This window comes from Streptomyces sp. NPDC004031 (genome assembly GCF_053604375.1).
In genome coordinates this window covers 131,856-150,230 of sequence record NZ_JBSGHL010000015.1, presented here as the reverse complement: position 1 = coordinate 150,230, position 18,375 = coordinate 131,856, and the positions used below count along the sequence as shown (strand labels likewise).

The 18,375-nt window shown below is 74.3% G+C and carries 14 protein-coding genes and 1 tRNA gene; 12 read left to right on the top strand and 3 right to left on the bottom strand.

What is annotated here, in order from left to right:
* Nucleotides 1–453: 453 nt before the first annotated feature.
* Nucleotides 454–1,905, top strand: a complete 1,452-nt coding sequence (locus tag ACWERV_RS12835) for an NAD-dependent malic enzyme (RefSeq protein WP_398181026.1) — start codon at nt 454–456, stop codon at nt 1,903–1,905.
* A 303-nt stretch (nt 1,906–2,208) separates the two neighbouring features.
* Nucleotides 2,209–2,490 carry an HU family DNA-binding protein gene (locus tag ACWERV_RS12830; protein ID WP_398181029.1) on the top strand — a complete coding sequence of 94 codons (282 nt, stop codon included), beginning with the start codon at nt 2,209–2,211 and terminating at the stop codon, nt 2,488–2,490.
* A 102-nt stretch (nt 2,491–2,592) separates the two neighbouring features.
* Here the strand turns inward: ACWERV_RS12830 and murA are convergent, their stop codons facing one another.
* Nucleotides 2,593–3,966 carry a UDP-N-acetylglucosamine 1-carboxyvinyltransferase gene (gene murA / locus ACWERV_RS12825; protein ID WP_398181032.1) on the bottom strand — a complete coding sequence of 458 codons (1,374 nt, stop codon included), beginning with the start codon at nt 3,964–3,966 and terminating at the stop codon, nt 2,593–2,595.
* 278 nt (nt 3,967–4,244) lie between these two features.
* Between murA and ACWERV_RS12820 the strand changes: the two genes are divergently transcribed.
* The 9 genes from ACWERV_RS12820 to ACWERV_RS12780 all read left to right on the top strand — a co-directional run bounded on the left by ACWERV_RS12820 (nt 4,245) and on the right by ACWERV_RS12780 (nt 15,673).
* Entirely contained in the window at nt 4,245–4,823 is a 579-nt protein-coding gene (locus ACWERV_RS12820) for a YqgE/AlgH family protein (protein WP_398182100.1), read from the top strand.
* An 11-nt stretch (nt 4,824–4,834) separates the two neighbouring features.
* Entirely contained in the window at nt 4,835–5,134 is a 300-nt protein-coding gene (locus ACWERV_RS12815) for a DUF3039 domain-containing protein (protein WP_398181034.1), read from the top strand.
* Between the two features lie 27 nt (nt 5,135–5,161).
* On the top strand, nt 5,162–6,412 hold the full coding sequence (locus ACWERV_RS12810) for a tetratricopeptide repeat protein (protein ID WP_398181036.1): 1,251 nt from the start codon (nt 5,162–5,164) through the stop codon (nt 6,410–6,412).
* 647 nt (nt 6,413–7,059) lie between these two features.
* The gene (locus tag ACWERV_RS12805) at nt 7,060–8,673 is read left to right on the top strand and encodes a beta-N-acetylhexosaminidase (protein ID WP_452932082.1); all 1,614 of its coding nucleotides are present in this window, start codon (nt 7,060–7,062) and stop codon (nt 8,671–8,673) included.
* Nucleotides 8,674–8,960: 287 nt separating this feature from the next.
* A complete protein-coding gene (locus ACWERV_RS12800; protein WP_398181042.1) occupies nt 8,961–9,836 on the top strand; it encodes an FAD binding domain-containing protein in 876 nt (291 codons plus the stop codon).
* Complete coding sequence (locus ACWERV_RS12795; RefSeq protein WP_452932079.1) at nt 9,833–11,395, top strand: 2Fe-2S iron-sulfur cluster-binding protein; 1,563 nt, start codon at nt 9,833–9,835, stop codon at nt 11,393–11,395. Before ACWERV_RS12800 ends, ACWERV_RS12795 begins: the two co-directional genes overlap by 4 nt.
* A gap of 82 nt (nt 11,396–11,477) precedes the next feature.
* Complete coding sequence (locus tag ACWERV_RS12790; protein WP_398181047.1) at nt 11,478–13,796, top strand: xanthine dehydrogenase family protein molybdopterin-binding subunit; 2,319 nt, start codon at nt 11,478–11,480, stop codon at nt 13,794–13,796.
* Between the two features lie 216 nt (nt 13,797–14,012).
* Nucleotides 14,013–14,663 (top strand): hypothetical protein, encoded by a 651-nt coding sequence (locus tag ACWERV_RS12785; RefSeq protein WP_452932075.1) that lies wholly within the window; start codon nt 14,013–14,015, stop codon nt 14,661–14,663.
* The gene (locus tag ACWERV_RS12780) at nt 14,660–15,673 is read left to right on the top strand and encodes a hypothetical protein (protein ID WP_452932072.1); all 1,014 of its coding nucleotides are present in this window, start codon (nt 14,660–14,662) and stop codon (nt 15,671–15,673) included. The genes ACWERV_RS12785 and ACWERV_RS12780 overlap by 4 nt, the downstream gene beginning before the upstream one ends.
* A gap of 22 nt (nt 15,674–15,695) precedes the next feature.
* On the opposite strand, the gene ACWERV_RS12775 is transcribed toward ACWERV_RS12780, so the two are convergent.
* Together ACWERV_RS12775 and ACWERV_RS12770 are read right to left on the bottom strand one after the other, a co-directional pair.
* Nucleotides 15,696–16,463, bottom strand: a complete 768-nt coding sequence (locus tag ACWERV_RS12775; protein ID WP_452932069.1) for an isocitrate lyase/PEP mutase family protein — start codon at nt 16,461–16,463, stop codon at nt 15,696–15,698.
* A 123-nt stretch (nt 16,464–16,586) separates the two neighbouring features.
* Nucleotides 16,587–16,658, bottom strand: a tRNA-Cys gene (locus tag ACWERV_RS12770).
* Nucleotides 16,659–16,896: 238 nt separating this feature from the next.
* Here ACWERV_RS12770 and ACWERV_RS12765 point away from each other — a divergent pair.
* Entirely contained in the window at nt 16,897–18,363 is a 1,467-nt protein-coding gene (locus ACWERV_RS12765) for an MFS transporter (RefSeq protein ID WP_452932066.1), read from the top strand.
* The last annotated feature ends 12 nt before the right edge of the window (nt 18,364–18,375 follow it).

Genomic DNA, 18,375 nt, shown 5'->3' with positions numbered 1-18,375 from the left:
CCCCGCGCCCCTGAAAAACGGTCACTCTGCGCGCAGAGGGCAACCACCAGGGGCGCGGGGAACTGCGCGCTCAGCCACAGGAAAAGGGACGGTCCCGCGACGGCGGGAAGGGGCAGCCCGTGGGGCAAAGGGGCCGCGCCCCGGGGGAGCCGGAAAACGGGCTCGGGCCGGGGCCCGACGGGGGTACCCGGCGAAGGTTGGTGACACCGACCCGCCATGCTCGCCTCGCGGCAAGTGGGCGCTCGAAGCGCCTAAGGTTGGGCCCGGGGGCTTGGATCGGGCCGGTGCCGTACCCAGGCTAACAAACGATCGCGGGAAGCTCTTCCCCGCCGCGAGGGTGAACCCGGGCGTTGCCGCTGATTCACATGGTGGAAGTAATGTTCCACGGGTACCCGGGGTACCACGACGTACCCCCACCCTCAGCACTTCAGCAGTAACCGGAAGAAGGTCGTCATGGCAACGGCGCCAAGCGTCTCGTACTCGATCACCGTGCGTCTGGAGGTCCCGGCCGGCGGGACCGCGGTCAGCGCGCTGACCACCGCGGTGGAGTCCTCCGGCGGATCGGTCACGGGTCTGGACGTCACCGCGTCGGGGCACGAGCGGCTGCGGATCGACGTCACGATCGCGGCCAGCTCGACGGACCACGCGGCGGAGATCGTCCGGAAGCTGCGCGGTATCGAGGGTGTCGCGATCGGCAAGGTGTCGGACCGTACGTTCCTGATGCACCTCGGCGGCAAGATCGAGATGCAGTCCAAGCACCCGATCCGCAACCGTGACGACCTGTCGATGGTCTACACGCCGGGTGTGGCGCGGGTGTGCATGGCGATCGCGGAGAACCCGGAGGACGCCCGGCGGCTGACGATCAAGCGCAACAGCGTCGCCGTGGTCACGGACGGCTCCGCGGTGCTGGGGCTGGGCAACATCGGGCCGAAGGCCGCGCTGCCGGTGATGGAGGGCAAGGCGGCGCTCTTCAAGCGGTTCGCGGGGATCGACGCGTGGCCGCTGTGCCTGGACACGCAGGACACCGACGAGATCGTGGCGATCGTGAAGGCCATCGCGCCGGGCTTCGCGGGCATCAACCTGGAGGACATCTCCGCGCCGCGCTGCTTCGAGATCGAGGCGCGGCTGCGCGAGGCGCTGGACATCCCGGTCTTCCACGACGACCAGCACGGCACCGCGATCGTGGTGCTGGCGGCGCTGACGAACGCGCTGCGGGTGGTCGGCAAGCAGATCGGCGAGCTGCGGGTGGTCATGTCGGGCGCGGGCGCGGCCGGTACGGCGATCCTGAAGCTGCTGATCGCGGCGGGCGTGAAGCACGCGGTGGTGGCCGACATCCACGGGGTGGTGCACGCCGGGCGCGAGGACCTGGTGGACGCGCCGGAGGGCTCGGCGCTGCGCTGGATCGCCGACAACACCAACCCGGAGGGCGTGACGGGCACGCTCAAGCAGGCCGTGGTGGGCTCGGACGTCTTCATCGGGGTGTCCGCGCCCAATGTGCTGGACGGCGCGGACGTCGCCGCGATGGCGGACGGCGCGATCGTCTTCGCGCTGGCCAACCCGGACCCTGAGGTGGACCCGGCGGAGGCCCGCCGGACGGCCGCCGTGGTCGCGACCGGGCGCAGCGACTTCCCCAACCAGATCAACAACGTGCTGGTCTTCCCGGGTGTCTTCCGCGGCCTGCTGGACGCCCAGTCCCGCACCGTCAACACCGAGATGATGCTGGCCGCGGCCCGCGCGCTCGCGGACGTGGTGGGCGACGGCGAGCTGAACGCCAACTACATCGTGCCCAGCGTCTTCAACGACCGGGTCGCGGGCGCGGTCGCCAACGCGGTGCGGGCGGCGGCGCGGGCGCAGGGGCCCGCGGTGTCCGCGGCTGTGACGACGGAGCCCACCGCGGGGCTGTGAGGTACCGGAAGCAACCGGTGGGACAGGTGTTCCACGGGTGTGCGGCGGGGGTGGGCAGGACGCGGCGGGATGCGCGAGGAAGGCGCGCCGGGAAAGCGGCCGGAATCGTATTCCGAGCGTCGAACACCGGACGACAATCCGTCATCCCCGCCGTCCCGCAACGCTTTTTCCGCGACTCGCGCGGGCAGGCGATTGGCTTTCGGCCCATATATGGGGGCAGGATGCACACCTGGGCAGTGAGGCACACAGCAACAGCTTCGAGCTCGCGCCCCCATGGCAGAAAGAACACGGGAGTACACAGATATGAACCGCAGTGAGCTGGTGGCCGCCCTGGCCGACCGTGCCGGGGTGACCCGCAAGGACGCCGACGCCGTCCTCGGTGCCTTTGCCGACACCGTCGGGGAGATTGTGGCCAAGGGCGACGAGAAGGTCACCATCCCCGGCTTCCTGACCTTCGAGCGCACTCACCGTGCCGCCCGGACCGCCCGCAACCCGCAGACCGGTGAGCCGATCAGCATTCCGGCCGGTTACAGCGTGAAGGTCTCCGCCGGCTCGAAGCTCAAGGAAGCCGCCAAGGGCAACTGAGCTGCGCGCCCGGCCTCATGGGCCCAGGCAACGCCGTAGAAAAAGCGAGGGCGGCCTCCCCGGCACCGGGGAGGCCGCCCTCGCGCACGACCGGACGCCGACTCAGGCGACCGCGACCGCCGGGGACTCCCCGGAGGCCGGGGCGGGCACGCCGGGCAGTTCGATGTGCGCGCCCAGACCCTGCAGCTTGGCCAGGAAGTTCTCGTAGCCGCGGTTGATCAGGCCGATGCCGTGCACCCGCGAGGTGCCCTGCGCGGCCAGCGCCGCGATGAGGTACGAGAAGCCGCCGCGCAGGTCGGGGATGACCAGGTCGGCGCCCTGCAGCTTGGTCGGCCCGGACACCACCGCCGAGTGCAGGAAGTTGCGCTGCCCGAATCGGCACGCGCTGCCGCCCAGGCACTCGCGGTAGAGCTGGATGTGCGCGCCCATCTGGTTGAGCGCCTCGGTGAAGCCGAGCCGGGACTCGTACACCGTCTCGTGCACGATCGACAGGCCCGAGGCCTGCGTCAGCGCGACGACCAGCGGCTGCTGCCAGTCGGTCTGGAAGCCGGGGTGGACGTCGGTCTCCAGCGCGATGGCGTCCAGCGGGCCGCCCGGGTGCCAGAACCTGATGCCCTCGTCGTCGATCGCGAAGGCGCCGCCGACCCGGCGGAAGGTGTTGAGGAAGGTCATCATCGAGCGCTGCTGCGCGCCGCGCACGTAGATGTTGCCCTCGGTGGCGAGCGCCGCGCTCGCCCAGGACGCCGCCTCCAGCCGGTCCGGGATCGCCCGGTGGGTGTAGCCGCCGAGCTTGTCCACACCGGTGATGCGGATCGTGCGGTCGGTGTCCATGGAAATGATCGCGCCCATTTTCTGCAGGACGCAGATCAGGTCCTCGATCTCCGGTTCGACCGCGGCGTTGGACAGCTCCGTCACGCCCTCGGCCAGCACCGCCGTCAGCAGCACCTGCTCGGTGGAGCCCACCGACGGGTACGGCAGCCGGATCTTGCAGCCGCGCAGCCGCTGCGGGGCCTCCAGGTACTGCCCGTCGGCCCGCTTCTCGATGCGCGCGCCGAACTGCCGCAGCACGTCGAAGTGGAAGTCGATCGGCCGGCCGCCGATGTCGCAGCCGCCCAGGCCCGGGATGAAGGCGTGGCCGAGGCGGTGCAGCAGCGGACCGCAGAAAAGGATCGGGATGCGCGAGGAGCCCGCGTGCGCGTCGATGTCCGCGACGTTGGCGCTCTCCACCCGGGTCGGGTCGAGCACCAGCTCACCCGGCTCGTCGCCCGCCTCGACCGTCACGCCGTGCAGCTGGAGCAGCCCGCGCACCACCTTGACGTCGCGGATCTCCGGCACGTTGCGCAGCCGGCTGGGTTCACTGCCGAGGAGGGCGGCGACCATGGCCTTCGGCACGAGGTTCTTCGCGCCTCTGACCCGGATCTCGCCTTCGAGAGGGGTTCCGCCATGGACAAGCAGTACATCGGCGATGTCGGTCATGGATCTCGCGATCGTCGGAACGGTTCGGAACGGGTGGAGCCGTGGAGCCGTGGAACAGCAGAACAAGAGGAACAGGGGAAATGGTAATGCGCCCCGCGCGCCCCTCCTGTTGCCCTGCCGCGGGGGTACCGCCTGCGGCCTACCGGCGCCCCCGCCGCCGTATGCCCGCCGGACGCCGCCGTACGCCCGCGCGTACCACCGGCGGGTGCGCCCAGGCGCTGGTCACCGGTCCCGGCGACGACTCCCCAGCGCGGCCCGCATGCGGGATCATGTGGACCATGACCGAGGTGTCCTCGCTCACCGGACGGCTGCTCGTCGCCACCCCGAAGCTGGCCGACCCCAACTTCGACCGGGCGGTCGTGCTGCTCCTCGACCACGACGCCGAGGGGTCCCTCGGCGTGGTCCTGAACCGTCCCACCCCGGTCGGTGTCGGCGACGTCCTCCAGCCCTGGGCGGCCCTCGCGGTGCTCCCGCAGGTCGTCTTCCAGGGCGGCCCGGTCTCGCTGGACTCCGCCCTCGGCCTGGCCGTCGTACCCGGCGAGCCGCGCCCCGGCGAAGCGGTCGAGCTGCTCGGCTGGCGGCGCGTGCACGGCGCGATCGGCCTGGTCGACCTGGAGGCCCCGCCCGAGCTGCTCGCCGCCGAGCTGGGCTCCCTGCGCATCTTCGCCGGCTACTCCGGCTGGGGACCCGGCCAGCTGGAACGCGAGCTGGTCGACGGGGCGTGGTACGTCGTCGAGTCCGAGCCGGGTGACGTGTCCGCGCCCGACCCGGAGCGGTTGTGGCGCTCCGTGCTGCGCCGACAGCGGAACGAGCTGGCCATGGTGGCCACGTATCCCGACGATCCCTCCCTCAACTAGTCTTGTCTCTTATGAGCACTCTTGAGCCCGAGCGCGGGGCGGGCACCGGCACCCTGGTCGAGCCGACTCCGCAGCTCTCCCACGGTGACGGCGACCACGAGCGCTATGCGCACTACGTCCAGAAGGACAAGATCATGGCGAGCGCGCTGGAAGGCACGCCCGTCGTCGCCCTGTGCGGCAAGGTCTGGGTCCCCGGACGCGACCCGAAGAAGTACCCCGTCTGCCCGATGTGCAAGGAGATCTACGAGGGCATGCCGCTCGGCGGCGGGGGCAAGGACAAGTCCGGCAAGGGCAGCGGCGGCAACGCCTGACGCCCTTCCGGCGGACAGGGGAGGCCCGTGGAAGACGAGGGTGACGGGGGCGTGTTCGGTACGCCGGACGCGCCCGACGACGACTCCACCAGCGGCGAGCGCGTCCACGCGCTCGTCGCCCAAGGGCGCTTCGCGGAGGCGCACGCCGTGGTCGGCGACGCCTTCGTGGAGCGCAACGGCAGCGCCGGCTACCTGCTGCGCGCCTGGGTCCTCGCCCAGGAGCGGCGCCCCGCCGAGGCCCGCGAGGCCGTCGACTGGGCGCTCGCCCTGGCCGGGCCCGCCGAGGCGGCCGACGTCTTCGTGCTCGCCGGTGTGGTCCTTCTCTCACTCGACGAGGTCCACGACGCGCTGATCGTCGCGCTGCGCGCCGGCGGGGCGGACCCGGACGGCTGGGAACCCGCCGTCCTGCTCTCCGACGTCTACCGGCGGCTCGGCCGCGTCCCCGACGCGGTCGCCGCCGCCCGCAGAGCCGTCGAGCTGGCCCCCCGCGAGGCCGAGGCCCAGGTCGCCCTCGCCCGCTCGCTCAGCGCCGGACGCGGCATCCTCGGCCGCATCCCCCGCCGGCTGCGGGCCGAGCACCGCGCCGCCGTCGAACGCTCCCTGCTGCTCGGCGCCGACCCCGGACAGCTCCAGGCCCCCCGCGCCGGGATCCTCACCGGCGGGGTCGCCGTCGCCGTCCTGTGGGCCATCCAGCTCTACCGCATCGAAACCGGCGACGACTGGCAGTTCGTCGCCGCCGGGGCGGTACTCCTCGTGACCGCGCTGCTGCTCGTCGTCCTCGTCCGGCTGCACAGCCGGCGGACCGGCACCGGAGCGGTCGCGCGGATGCGCGGCATCCGCGCGACCGTCCGCACCGAGCTGGCCACCGACGACCGGCTCCGGCGGCTGCGCGCCGCGCACGTCGGGGCGGTCATCCCCGTCGCCCCCCTCCTCACCACCGGACTCGTCGCCGACCGCGCCTGGCGGCGCGAGCTGTGGCCGCTGTGGGCGGCCCTGCCCGTCACCGCCGCGGGCGCCGCGGGCGTCGTCCTCGCCCTCGTCGGCGTCCACTGGTGGTACGGCCCCGACTTCACCCGCCGCACCTTCCTCTTCTCCTGGTTCGGCCGCCTCCAGATCGTCATGCCCGCGGTGCTGCTGGGTGCGGGGCTCGCCGGGGCGCTCGCCGCGTCCGCGACGCGGGCCACATGGCGTGACCTCGCGCTTGCGCATGCCGGCTGGCTGGCGGCGACCTGGGCCGTCGCCGGCACGGTCACCTTCCACTCCCGCCGCTCCATCTGACCTCCCCCCTGCGGGGGGGCTTTGCGCCCCGGGCTGCCACGTGCGGTGGCCGTCGCGACCGTCCGCCGGTGGTGGGCTGGTCGCGCAGTTCCCCGCGCCCCTGAAAAACGGGCGCCCTCCCACGCACCCGCGCCCGGCGCGGTGGAAAAACGGGTGCCCTCCCACGTACCGGCGCCCCTGAAAAACGGGTGCTGTCCCACGCGCAGGCGCCCGGCGTGGTGGAAAGACGGGTGCTGTCCCACGCACCGGCGCCCAGCGCCGTGGAAAAACGGGTGCTCTCGCACGCAGCAGCAGCCCCCACCGGCGGAAAGGGGGCCCCTCGCGGGCGTACCCCATGCACATCACCCCCACCGGCAGGTAGCCGCCAAACCGTCCCGGAGGGGGACGGTGCGGGGTGCCCCCGCAGGAATGCGCTGCCAGTCCCTCCACCAACTCGGGAGGAGGGTGAAGGCGCATTCCGAGGAGGTGCCCCGTGGCGGCGCCCGACCCCACCCACCGGAGGGGAAGCGCGATGCCCCGCCGGGTACCAACCAGGGGCGCGGGGAACTGCGCGAGCAACCCCCCACCCACCGCAAGGTCGCGCGGCGAACCGCAACAAGCCACCCCGGAGCGCACCCCCCAGCCCCCCGCGCGGCAGGATGTGCGGCGTGGAATTGATTCCGGCGCCGCAGACGGTGCGGCAAGGGGAAGGGCGCTTCGCGCTGGGGGACGCCGTACGGCTGGAGGTGGGACCCGGCGCGGAGCGCACCGCGCGGTGGCTGCGCGCAGTGCTGGGCGCGGCCACCGGCGTGGAGTTCGGCGCCCAGGACGGCGCCGGGGGCGGCACCGTGAGCCTCGGGCTCGACGAGGGGCTCGGCGCCGAGTCGTACCGGCTGACGGTCACCCCGGAGCGGGTGGAGCTCAGGGGCGGCGACGCGGCGGGCGTCTTCTGGGCGGCGCAGACGGTGCGCCAACTGCTGGGCCCCGCCGCGTTCCGCCGGGCCCCGCTGCCGGACCGCGCCGCCTGGACCCTGCCGGTGTGCGAGATCGCGGATAGTCCGCGCTTCGCGTGGCGCGGCTTCCTGCTGGACGTGGCGCGGCACTTCATGCCGAAGGACGGCGTCCTGCGGCATCTGGACCTGATGGCGGCCCACAAGCTGAACGTCCTGCATCTGCACCTGACCGACGACCAGGGCTGGCGGATGGAGGTGCGCGGCCACCCGCGGCTGACGGAGGTCGGTGCGTGGCGGGAGCGCACGAGGGTGGGGCTGGAGCCGTCGCCGGTGTGGGACGAGCGCCCGCACGGCGGCTTCTACACGCAGGACGACCTGCGGGAGATCGTCGCGTACGCGGCGGAGCGGCACATCACGGTGGTGCCGGAGATCGACGTACCCGGGCATTCGCAGGCGGCGATCGCCGCGTATCCGGAGCTGGGCAACACCGACGTGGTGGACACCGCGGCGCTGGGCGTGCTGGACCGCTGGGGTGTCAACCCCAACGTGCTGGCGCCGACCGAGGCCGTTCTGCGGTTCTACGAGGACGTGTTCGGGGAGCTGCTGGAGATCTTCCCGAGCACGTTCGTGCACATCGGCGGTGACGAGTGCCCGAAGGAGCAGTGGCGGCGGTCGCCGGTGGCGCAGGCGCGCATCGCGGAGCTGGGCGTCGGGGACGAGGACGGGCTGCAGAGCGCGTTCGTCCGGCACTTCGACCGGTGGCTGGCGGAGCGCGGGCGGCGGCTCATCGGGTGGGACGAGATCCTGGAGGGCGGCCTCGCGGAGGGCGCGGCCGTGTCGTCGTGGCAGGGCTACGCGGGCGGGATCGCGGCGGCGCGGGCCGGGCACGACGTGGTGATGTGCCCGCAGACGGAGGTGTACCTGGACTGGCGGCAGGCGGACGGGCCGGACGAGCCGGTGCCGATCGCGCATGTGCGGACGCTGGAGGACGTCTACCGGTTCGAGCCCGTCCCGGCGGAGCTGACCGCGGCGGAGGCGGCGCATGTGATCGGCACGCAGGCCAACGTCTGGACGGAGGTGCTGGACTCGGGCCGCGCGGTGGACTACGCCGTCTACCCGCGGCTGTCGGCCTTCGCGGAGGTCGCCTGGTCCGAGCTGCCCGCGCCGCCGGAGCGCGACTGGGCGGGTTTCGAGGCGCGGATGCGTACGCACTACGCGCGGCTGGACGCCCTCGGCGTCGAGTACCGGCCGCCGTCCGGTCCGCGGCCCTGGCAGCGCCGTCCCGGCGTCGTCGGGCGCCCGAAGGACGGGCCGCCCCCGATCGTGTGACCCGGCCGTACGGCGGGCGCGGGAAATCCGTGAACTTCCGTGCCCCGTACGGCGGGACCTGGCACGGTGGACGCGTAATCCGGCGCAAATTCGCGAAGGACGCCAAACATGGCACTGTGCCGATTTCCCCGGGAGACGTACGATCACCGGCGTGGCGGACGGATCGGTACGTCGTGGACCTGCGCGACGGCCCCTGGGGAAGATGTGCCAGAGTTGCCACGTCCGGGCTGTCAGCACGTACGGTACGGCTACCGCGTGACCGAGGAAGGCCGGGAAGGGGCAGCTGCGTGAGCGCGTATGCACAGCAGGCGGCGGCGGAGATCGTCACACTGCCGTCCTCGCTCGACGAGGCGGTGGCGGCGCTCGCCGCCATGCCCACCGCCGTGCCGGTCGCGGGCGGCACCGACCTGATGGCGGCGGTGAACTCCGGGCTGCTGCGCCCGGCGGCACTCGTGGGCCTGGGCCGGATCGCCGAGATCCGCGGCTGGCAGTACGCCGACGGGGCCGCGCTGCTGGGCGCGGGACTGACCCACGCGCGCATGGGCCGCCCCGACTTCGCCGCGCTCATCCCAGCGCTCGCCGCCGCCGCGCGCTCCGCGGGGCCGCCGCAGATCCGCAACGCGGGCACGCTCGGCGGCAACATCGTCTCGGCCGCGCCGACCGGTGACGCGCTGCCGGTGCTGGCCGCGCTGGAGGCGAGCGTCGTACTGGCCGGGCCGGAGTCGGACCGGGAGATCCCGGTCAGCCACCTGCTGACCGGCATGGACCCGCTGCGGCCCGGCGAACTGGTCGCCTTCGTGCGCATCCCGCTGCTGCACGCCCCGCAGACGTTCCTGAAGGCCACCGGCCGCACCGGCCCCGGCCGGGCCGTCGCGTCGGTCGCGCTCGTCGTCGACCCGGCCAGACGCCAGGTGCGCTGCGCGGTCGGCGCGGTCGCGCAGGTGCCGCTGCGCCCGCTGGAGGCCGAGCAGTGGGTCGCCGGGCTCATCGACTGGGACGGCGAACGCAGCCTCGCCCCGGAGGCCTGCACCGCCTTCGGGGAGTACGTGGCCGCCGCGTGCATCCCCGACCAGCCCGGCGTGGACCTGCCTCCGGCGGCCGTCCAGCTGCGCCGTACCGTGGCCGCACTGTCCCGCCGAGCGCTCGGGAGGGCCCTGGCATGACCGACCAGCCGCAGACGCCGGGCGGCGCCGGCAACTCCGGGGCCTGGCAGCCCGTTCCGGGCGGCGGGGACTACGACCCCGACCAGACCATGCACGTCTCCTTCGCCGCGCAGCTGCCGCCCGAGCCGCGCCCCGGCGAGGACCCGCTGAGCGCGCACGGCCCGGTGGGCGAGCAGGACCCGGCCACCAGCTGGACGATCCCGGTGATCCGGGACGAGCCCGAGGGCGACTCCGGCGAGTACTCGGTGGGCGCCTTCACCTCGCCCTGGGACCAGGCGCCCTCGCCCGCCCCCACCACCACGCAGTCCTTCCCCGCCGGGATGTTCGGGCAGGGCGCCGCGGCCGCGCAGGCCGCGCAGGCGCAGGCCCGCGCCGAGGCGGAGGCCGCCGCGGGGGAGACCGCGGGCTGGTCCGCGCCGCCCCAGGAGCCGGAGGCGGCCGCGCCCCGGGAGACCTCGTGGTCGGCCTTCACCGCGCCGGGCGCGGCGCCCTGGCAGCCGCCCGCCGAGACGGGGTGGCCCGCCGCGGTCGACGAGGTGCCGGACGCGCCGTCCGGCCCCGACGCCCCGGCGGAGCCCTACCCGGGCGACTACGCCGCGCCGGAAAGCGCCCCCGGGTACGGGGCGGAGGACGGCGCCGGGCACGCGCCGGGGGAGCCCGCCGGATACCCGCCGCACGAGCCGGAGAGCGCCGCCGGGTACGCGCCGCGGGAGGTGGGCACCGCGCCGGAGGGCGGCGGCGTCTACCCCGCCCGTGAGCCGGCCGCCGCGCCGGAGGACGCCTCGGGCTACCCGCGGGGGGAGTCGGGGCCCGCGCAGGACGGTGCCGCGACCCCGCAGGAGGACGCCGCCGAGGACGCCGGGCCCGAGTACGTGCCCGGGGCCGAGCCGCAGCCGCTGCCGCAGGCCGAGGCCGTCGGCGCGGACGACGACGCGGAGCCCGCGGAAGAGGCCGAGCCCGAGCCCGCGGAGGAGGCACCCGAGCCGACCCGCAGCGAACACCCCGTCGCCTCCTACGTCCTGCGGGTCAACGGCGCCGAACGCCCGGTCACCGACGCGTGGCTCGGCGAGTCGCTGCTGTACGTGCTGCGCGAGCGGCTGGGCCTGGCGGGCGCCAAGGACGGCTGCGAGCAGGGCGAGTGCGGTGCCTGCTCGGTGCAGGTCGACGGGCGGCTCGTGGCCTCCTGCCTGGTGCCCGCCGCGACCGCCGCGGGCTCCGAAGTACGCACCGTCGAGGGCCTGTCCGTGGACGGCCGCCCCTGCGACATCCAGCAGGCGCTCGCCGACTGCGGCGCCGTCCAGTGCGGCTTCTGCATCCCCGGCATGGCGATGACGATGCACGACCTGCTGGAGGGCAACCACCGCCCCACCGACCTGGAGACCCGGCAGGCCCTCTCCGGCAACCTGTGCCGGTGCTCCGGCTACCGCGGTGTGGTGGACGCCGTACGCCAGGTCGTCGCCACCCGGGACGGCCGTACCGCCCAGGAGGCGGACGAACCGCCGCCCGCCGCCCGTATCCCCGCCCAGCCCGGACCCGCATCCCCGGAGAACGCCGTATGACCGCGCGCCGCCTCCCCGCCGCCCACGCCGAGTCCTCGCCCGTACGGCCGCGTACGGCACCGCACACGACGGGAGGCGCGCGATGAGCGTCATCGAGGGGCCGGGTCCCGCCACGGAGACGGCGCCGGCGCCCGCGGGCGGCAGCCCGCACGGCATCGGCACGTCGCTGCCGTCCACCGACGCGCCCGCCAAGACGCAGGGCACCTACCCGTACGCCGCCGACCTGTGGGCCGAGGGGCTGCTGTGGGCCGCGGTGCTGCGCTCGCCGCACCCGCACGCGCGGATCGTCCGGATCGACACCGCCGAGGCCGCCGCGATGCCCGGCGTGCGCGCCGTCATCACGCACGAGGACGTGCCCGGCGACGCGATGCACGGCCGCCGGGTCGCCGACCGGCCGGTCTTCGCCACCGACATGGTCCGCCACCACGGCGAGCCGATCGCCGCCGTCGCCGCCGACCACCCCGACACCGCGCGGCTCGCCGCCGCCGCGATCCTCGTCGAGTACGAGGTGCTGGAGCCGGTCACCGACCCGGAGAAGGCCTTCGCCGCCGAGCCGCTGCACCCCGACGGCAACCTGATCCGGCACATCCCGCTGCGCTTCGGCGACCCGGAGGCCGTCGGCGAGGTCATCGTCGAGGGCCTGTACCGGGTCGGCCGCCAGGACCCCGCGCCGATCGGCGCCGAGGCGGGTCTGGCCGTGCCGCGCCCGGACGGCGGCGTGGAGCTGTACGTCGCCTCCACCGACCCGCACGCCGACCGCGACATCGCCGCCGCCTGCTTCGGCCTGGAGGCCGACCACGTCAAGGTCGTCGTCACCGGTGTGCCCGGCGCGATGGGCGACCGCGAGGACTCCGGCATCCAGCTGCCGCTGGGCCTGCTGGCGCTGCGGACCGGCTGCCCGGTGAAGTTCGTCGCGACCCGCGAGGAGTCCTTCCTCGGCCACGCCCACCGGCACCCCACCCTGCTGCGCTACCGCCACCACGCCGACTCCGAGGGCCGCCTGGTCAAGGTCGAGGCGCAGATCCTGCTGGACGCCGGCGCGTACGCCGACGCGTCCTCGGACGCGCTCGCCGCCGCCGTCGCCTTCGCCGCCGGGCCGTACGTCGTCCCGCACGTCTTCGTCGAGGGCTGGGCGGTGCGCACCAACAACCCGCCCTCGGGCCACGTCCGGGGCGAGGGCGCGCTCCAGGTCTGCACGGCCTACGAGGGCCAGATGGACAAGCTCGCCGCGAAACTCGGCCTGGAGCCCGCCGAGATCCGCATGCGCAACGTCATGGCCACCGGCGACCTGCTGCCCACCGGCCAGACCGTCACCTGCCCGGCGCCCGTCGGCGAGCTGCTCAAGGCCGTCCGTGACGCCGACCTGCCGCCGCTGCCCGACGGCGACGACGAGTCGCAGTGGCTGCTGCCCGGCGGCACCGCGGGCGCGGGCGAACCCGGCGCGGTGCGCCGCGGCGTCGGCTACGCGCTCGGCATGGTCCACGTCCTCGGCGCCGAGGGCACCGACGAGGTGTCCACCGCGACCGTGCGGGTGCACGACGGCCGGGCCACCGTCATCTGCGCCGCCGTCGACACCGGCCAGGGCTTCGCGACCCTCGCCCGGCAGATCGTGCAGGAGGTGCTCGGCGTCGACGACGTCCGTGTGCTGCCCGCCGACACCGACCAGCCGCCCGCCGGGCCCGCCGCCCGCGGCCGTCACACCTGGGTGTCGGGCGGGGCCGTGGAGCGCGCCGCGAAGATGGTCCGCACCCAGCTCCTCCAGCCGCTCGCCGCGAAGTTCGGCATGTCCGTGGAGCTGCTCACCATCGCCGACGGCAAGATCACCTCGTACGACGGGGTGCTCTCCACGACCGTCGCCGAGACCCTCGACGGCAAGGAGCTGTGGGCCACCGCGCAGTGCCGCCCGCACCCCACCGACCGGCTCGACGACAACGGCCAGGGCGACGCCTTCGTCGGCCTCACCTTCTGCGCGGTGCGCGCGGTCGTCGATGTCGACATCGAACTGGGCGCGGTGCGTGTCGTCGAGTTCGCCGTCGCCCAGGACGTCGGCCGCGTCCTCAACCCGCGCCAGCTCGCCGCCCGTATCGAGGCGGGCGTCACCCAGGGCATGGGCCTGGCCCTCATGGAGGACCTGCGCGCGCCCCGGGGGATCGTCAAACGCCCCTCGCTCACCGGCTACGCCCTCCCGACCGCCCTCGACGCGCCCGAGGTGCGCATCGTCAAGCTCGTCGAGGAGCGGGACGTCGTCGCGCCGTTCGGCGCGAAGGCGGTCAGCGCGGTGCCCGTCGTGACCGCGCCCGCCGCCGTCGCCGCGGCCGTGCGCGCGGCGACCGGACGCCCCGTCTCCCGCCTCCCGATCCGCCCCCAGGCGGCCATCGTCAAGCCCCCCACCACGGCATGACCACACACCCGCCACGGGGTATTCGTGGACGCGACACCTGACGGCCCGCTAGCGTAAGGCTCAGGGGGATGCAGGTGTGGCTGCCGGTGACCGGCGGTGCTGCACGGGGGCTGCGGAGACCGTGGTGCCCCTGATGACGCCGAGGTGACGGCCGAGCCCGTTTCTCCCGCCGACCAGAGCATGCGCAGTCCACCCGGGAGAACAGGGCACCACACGATGCGACCCCGAACGTCCCACCTCACCGCGGCCGCCACCCTGGCCGCGGCCCTCCTGCTCACCGCCTGCGGCGGAGGCGGGGGCGGCGACAAGAAGATCGACGCATCGGGCACCGGCACCCCGGCCCCCGCCCCGAGCGCGAGTACGACGGCGTCCGCGTCCGCCCCGCCCGGCCCGGTGTTCGACTTCCCGAAGGACGTCAAGGTCGTCGTGGACGCGGACCCGACGGGGGACGCGGTCAAGGACGCCGTCCTGCGGGACCAGGCGTACGCGCAGCAGGCGGTCTACCTGGCCCTCGCCACGCTGGACCCCAAGCTGCCGGCGTACAAGGCGTACGTGACCGGGCTCGCCGCGGGCTACTGGGACTCCCAGCTCCACTGGGGGCAGAACCACCACACGACGATCACCGGCACGACGCTGTTCTACGACCGCAAGGTGACCGTCACCGACGCGACGACCGCGGGCGTCACCTTCTGCGAGAGCCAGCGCGACACGTTCGACAAGGACACCAAGACCGGAAAGGTCACCAGGACCACGCCGAGCCTCGACGACTTCACCGCGCACACCGCGCGGATGAAGAAGTCCGCCGACGGGACGTGGCAGATGACGGACTATCGGTCGCAGGACCGGGCGAAGAGCTGCCAGCGATGACGACCCCCTTCCGTACCCGCACCCACACCCGCACGCGTGTCCGCACCGTGCTCGCGGCCGCCGCCCTGGCGCAGGCCTGCCTGCTGTCCCTGGCGTGGCCGAGCGCGGCCAAGGGCGCCTTCGGCCACCACGACGGTCCGGGGGACTCCGCCCCGCCCGGCGGCGACACCCTCCAGACCTCGGTCCGCTTCTCCTACAGCTACCGCGGCACGGGCTCGACGATGACGCCGCCCGCCGGCGCCGTGTGGAAGCCACCGGCGTGCTGGTACGAACCGGTGTACTCCCCGGAGGAGTTCGAGGGCTTCCTCAACAGCCACTACACGTCGTCGGCGGACGCCTACGCGAGCATGGCCAAGGAGTACGGGGCGGACGACTTCCACAAGGGCCAGAAGGGCGCCTGGTGGGAGCTGAAGATCCCCGACCTGAGCAAGGCCGACCAGTGCGCCGCCCTGGACCCCTACGCCTGGTTCACGCCGGACAACCCGCCGCCGCCCGAGGTCTCGCCCATCGACCCCAAGACGCTCGCCGGAATGGCCTACGCGGCCACCGTCCTGCCGCCCCCGCCGGTCACGCTGCGGCCCACGCCGAAGAACCAGCTCGTCAACCTCCCCACGGAGGTGACGTTCGCCGAGCCGCTGGACCGGGTGACGGTGACGGCGAGCCTGGACTATCCGGCGTTCGGCATCCACGTCGCCTCGACGGTCGTCGCCGAGCCGTCCGAGCTGCGGGTCTCGACGACCGGGGACGCGGACCCGGCGAGCTGCACGTACGCGCTGGCGAAATCCGGTGGGGGCTACAAGCTGAACTCCCACGGGGCGCCCTGCAACATCACCTACCGCAAGGCGTCCGCGCGCGGCAGCTACACCCTGACCACGGCCGTGGTGTGGAAGGTGCACTGGACGCCCTCCGCGAACCCGGACGGGCCCGCGGCCGCTCCGCCGCTGCCCGACGGGGAGTCCCGGACGCCGACGGCCGTGACGGTACGGGAGAGCCAGGCCGTCGTCCGCTGACGGCCCGGCCCCCCGCGGCCGTTCAGCCCACCAGCCCCGCGGCCATCTCGCGGACGGCCTCCAGCGCCTGCGCCTGGAGGCCGCCGCCGAAGGTCACCCGGGAGGCGCCCAGCGCGCCCAGCTCGCGGGGCGAGGGGGTGCCCGGCTTGCACATCGCGTTGACGGGGACGCCCACCGCCTCGGCGATCTGCCCCAGGTGGGTGGCGGGCGCCATGATCGGGTAGACGCAGTCCGCGCCCGCGGCCGCGTACGCCAGGGCGCGGTCGATCGCGGCCTGCGGGGTACGGTCGCCGCGCAGGTAGGTGTCGACGCGCGCGTTGACGACGAGCGCGCCGCCCGCCGCCGCGACCACCGCGGCCAGGCGCTCGGCCTGCTTCCCGGCGTCCACCAGCGTGGCCGTTTCCGGGTCGCTGTCCTCCAGGTTGCACCCGGCGGCGCCCGCCTCCAGCAGCCGCTCCACCAGCTCCTCGGGCCCGAGCCCGTACCCCGCCTCGATGTCGGCGCTCACGGGGACGTCCACGGCCCGGGTGATCCGCCGGATCGCCGCGAACATCTCCGCCGCCGGGGTGCCCTGCCCGTCCGGGTAGCCGAGCGAGGCCGCGACACCGGCACTCGGCGTGGCCAGCGCGGGAAAGCCCGCGTCGGCGAAGACCCGGGCGCTGGCCGCGTCCCACGGTCCGGGCAGGATCAGCGGATCCCCCTGCGCCCGCCCGTGGTGCAGGCCCCGCAGCACGGCGGCGTGCCCGGAGGCGTCGGCGGTCCGCGCGGTGTTCGTCTGGTGCGTCGTCATACGCCCGACGTTACGGCCTGGGCGACCCGCCGCACTGGACCACTCGGCCCCGGAAAACATGGGCCAATCCGCCCGTGCCGAGCCTGCCGTTACGGCAGGCGGGGGGGGAGGGGGGAGAAGGAGAGGCCGTGACCGGATTCGAACCGGTGTCACTCGATTTGCAATCGAGTCCCTGAACCACTCGGGCACACGGCCGTGCGTTGCTTCGTGCTGCTTGGTGCTCTTTCGTGCTGCGTTTTCCTTGCGCTACGAGCATCGCCGTCCGCGGGGGAGGGGGTCAACGGGAAACGGGGGAGTGCCATGCGACCGCAACGGCGCGTTCACACGGGTTCACGGGAGGGGCGGGTAGGGCGCGGGGCGTAGGGCGGAAGGGGGAGCGGAGTACGGTCGCATGGCAGGGGTGAAACGGGGGAACGCCCCTTACGCTGGGGCGATGAGCGTTGCAGGGGACAGGAAGGCCGAACCGGGCGTCGTACCCGGTGAGGGGGCCGGGGAGGCCGCGGACGGCGGCGGGATTCTCGGGCGCGACTACCGCGCCCTCACCTTCGGGGTCGTGTCCGTCGTGCTGCTCGTGGCCTTCGAGGCCACCGCCGTCGGCACGGCCATGCCCGTCGCCGCCCGCGATCTGCACGGGCTCGGCCTCTACGCCTTCGGCTTCTCCGGCTACTTCACGACGTCGCTGTTCGCGATGGTCGTGAGCGGCCAGTGGTGCGACCGCGGCGGCCCGCTCGCCCCGCTGGCGACCGGGATCGCGGCCTTCGGGGCGGGGCTGGTGATCAGCGGCACGGCGAGCGCGATGGGCGTGTTCGTGCTCGGGCGGGCGGTGCAGGGGCTCGGCGGCGGGCTGGTCATCGTCGCGCTGTACGTGGTGGTGGGGCTGGCCTATCCGGAGCGGCTGCGGCCCGCGGTGATGGCGTCCTTCTCGGCGTCCTGGGTCGTGCCGTCCATCGTGGGGCCGCTGGTGTCCGGGACGGTGACCGAACAGCTGGGCTGGCGCTGGGTCTTCCTGGCGATCCCGGCGCTGGTGGTGCTGCCGCTCGCGGTGATGCTCCCGGCCCTGCGGCGTACGGCCGCTCACGCGGCCCCGCGCGACCCCGCGGCGCGGCCGCGGATGGACGGGCGGCGGATCGGGCTCGCCGCGCTGCTGGCCTGCGGCGCGGTGCTGCTCCAGTACGCGGGTCAGGACCTGCGGCTGCTGTCGGTGCTGCCCGCGCTCGCGGGGGCGGCGCTGCTGGTGCCCGCGGCCCTGCGGCTGCTGCCCCGCGGCACCTTCCGGGCGGCCCGCGGGCTGCCCACGGTCGTCCTCATGCGCGGGCTCGCGTCCGGCACCTTCGCGGCGGCGGAGACGTTCATCCCGCTCATGCTCGTCACCCAGCGCGGCCTGTCCCCGACGCTCGCCGGCCTCTCCCTCACAGGCGGCGGCCTGACGTGGGCGCTCGGCTCGTACCTCCAGGCCAGGCCGCGTTTCGAGCCGGTGCGCGAGCGGCTCGTGCAGGTGGGCATGCTGCTCACGGCGGGCGCCATCGCGGTGGTGCCGCTCGCGCTGGACCACGCGGTGCCGCCGGCGGTCGTGGCGGTGGCGTGGTGCGCGGGCGGCATGGGCATGGGGATGACGATCTCGACGCTCACGGTGCTGATGCTGCGGGTGTCCCGCCCGGCGGACACCGGTACGAACTCCGCGGCCCTCCAGGTCGGCGACGCCCTCGCGAACGTGGTCTTCGTCGGCGCCGCGGGCTCGGTCTTCGCGGCGCTCGGCGGCGGTTCGGTGGCTCCGGTGGCGCACGCCGCCGCCCGTACGGCCGCTCATCCCGCGGCCTTCGCCGCGGTCTTCCTCCCGGCGGCGGCCCTGGCGCTGGCGGCCGCCGCGATCTCCCGCCGGCTGCGGCCGGAGGCGGCGTGACCGGTGGGGCCC